Source organism: Vibrio sp. Vb0937, from assembly GCF_033338855.1.
The window spans coordinates 1-2154 of sequence record NZ_JAWOTK010000079.1 but is presented as its reverse complement, the minus strand read 5'-3'; the positions used below and the strand labels follow the sequence as shown (position 1 = coordinate 2154).

At 46.2% G+C, this 2154-nt stretch carries 2 protein-coding genes and 1 pseudogene; 1 reads left to right on the top strand and 2 read right to left on the bottom strand.

The annotated features are described in order from the left end of the window. The coding region (gene dbpA, locus R7P67_RS23235) for an ATP-dependent RNA helicase DbpA (protein WP_318086117.1) at window positions 1-1059 on the top strand (1059 nt) is incomplete at its 5' end. A gap of 59 nt (window positions 1060-1118) precedes the next feature. Here the strand turns inward: dbpA and R7P67_RS23230 are convergent. Both R7P67_RS23230 and R7P67_RS23225 read right to left on the bottom strand, forming a co-directional pair. Beyond that, a complete protein-coding gene (locus tag R7P67_RS23230; RefSeq protein WP_140166239.1) occupies window positions 1119-1691 on the bottom strand; it encodes a Crp/Fnr family transcriptional regulator in 573 nt (190 codons plus the stop codon). Between the two features lie 108 nt (window positions 1692-1799). Beyond that, a pseudogene (locus R7P67_RS23225) lies at window positions 1800-2154 on the bottom strand (2',3'-cyclic-nucleotide 2'-phosphodiesterase); the annotation flags it as partial.

Sequence of the window (2154 nt, the reverse complement as noted above, 5' to 3'; positions counted from 1 at the left end):
TGCGGCGGTATGCCGATGGGACCGCAAATTGGTTCGTTAGAGCATGGTGCGCATATCCTAGTTGGTACTCCGGGGCGTATTCTGGATCACCTTGAGAAAGGCCGTATTAACTTGGAAGAGCTGAATACACTGGTGCTGGATGAAGCCGATCGTATGCTAGAAATGGGCTTCCAAGACGCTTTGGATGCGATTATTAATGCGGCGCCTAAACAGCGTCAGACATTGCTTTTTAGCGCCACATTCCCAGAGAAGATCGAGAAAATCGCTCAGCGTATTATGAAATCGCCAGAGATGATCAAGGTTGAATCGACTCACGATACTTCCAGCATTGCTCAATACTTCTACAAAGTAGAAGGAACTGAAGCGCGTGATGAGGCGCTAGCCAATCTTCTTTTGACTTACCAACCAGAGTCGGCGGTGGTGTTCTGTAACACGAAGAAAGCGGTTCAAAATGTCGCGGATGAATTACACCATCGCGGCTTTAGCGTGATCGATATTCACGGTGATCTTGAACAGCGTGAACGTGATCAAGCACTGGTGCAATTTGCGAACAAGAGCGTTTCTATTCTTGTGGCAACGGACGTGGCGGCACGAGGTTTGGATGTGGACAATCTTGATGCTGTGTTCAACTTTGAGCTGTCTCGTGACCCAGAAGTGCACGTGCACCGTATTGGCCGTACTGGCCGAGCAGGCAGTAAAGGTTTGGCGTTCAGCTTCTTTGGTGAAAAAGACGGTCTACGTGTTGCTCGTATCGAAGAGTACTTAGAGATGGATGTGGTACCCGCGACCTTGCCAGCGAAATCAAATCAGCAGCCATACCAAGCGAAGATGGTGACCATCAACATTGATGGCGGCAAGAAGCAAAAAGTTCGTCCTGGCGATATTCTTGGTTGTTTGACTGGCAAAAATGGCATCCCAGGTGCGCAAGTGGGCAAGATTCATTTGTTCCCTGTGCGTTCTTACGTTGCTGTAGAAAAGTCTGCCGCGAAGAAAGCATTGCAAATTATCAGTACGGGTAAGATGAAAGGGCGTCAGTTCCGAGCGCGTCTTCTTAAATAAGTCATTAGATTGAACAAAGGCTCTTCGTTGGAAGAGCCTTTTTTTGTTTGGTGCGTCTCTTATTTGTTGTCTTTTGCTAAACGCGCTTTAATACGGCTTAAGCTGATAGCGGTAATGCCGAGGTAAGCCGCAATTTGGCTGTCGGTAATGCGTTGTTCTAAATCTGGGTAGTGGTGGCAAAATAGCTGATAACGTTCCTCAGGCGAATACAACAGCATAAAACGTTCTTTATTCTCTTTGTTCATCAACTGCGTTTCGAGCAATTTTAGGTAAATTGAGTGCTTTTCGGCGCGCCATTGATGCAATGCCTCGATAGGCAAACAGAATAAATGACATGCGGTCAGCGTTTCCAATAAGTACGGTGAAGGTTGACCTTTTATCACGCTTTCAAAGCCGATCACCCAGTCCTTTTCCCAATAAAACTCTTTGCTGAATTCTCTGCCTTTCTCTGTGAGATAGCTTGCGTGACATAACCCCTTCAGAATGAAGTAGATGTGTGAACTAAATTCACCTTGATGGCTAAGAATGTGTCTAGTGGGTAATTCTAACTCTTGTCCATAGACCATGAGTTGTGAGGCTTCGTCTTCTGAAAAGCCATGTTGAGTGAGATCGAAAAATACGTCGTTTTGCATGAAGGTTATCTGCAGTGAAAGGGTTAGCGCATTTGAACTATCTTAACTGCTTTGCGCAGTAACAAAAAGCGGCTCACAGAGGAGCCGCTAGTTTGAACATGGAGTCGCTTATTTGTTTAAATCGATCTGATAAATCGCAAAGCCCACTTCGTCAGTTGCGACGCGTTTCATCGGGTATTGGCCTTTGTCTTGGATAAACTTCGAAGCTTTTTCGCTCGGTGAGGTTTCAAAGCGAATATCCAGTTTTTTGTCTGACTTAATTGGTGCGAACGACCAGTTATTGTCAGCGCTTGGCGTGACTTCGCCTTTTTCCTCACTGACGCGAGAAATGTACGCAGCAACCACAGAGCGGTTTTCGTCTGGAGAGTCAAATGCAATGAAGTTCGGACCAGTGCCAGGGAAGGTATTGCTGTACGCGCGGTAATTGTTAGTCGCGATGATGAAATCTTGTTTCGGATCAACT

What these genes read in the sequence shown, in the direction of transcription:
- R7P67_RS23230 (WP_140166239.1), bottom strand. Translation starts at nt 1,691, where the DNA reads ATGCAAAACGACGTATTTTTCGATCTCACTCAACATGGCTTTTCAGAA.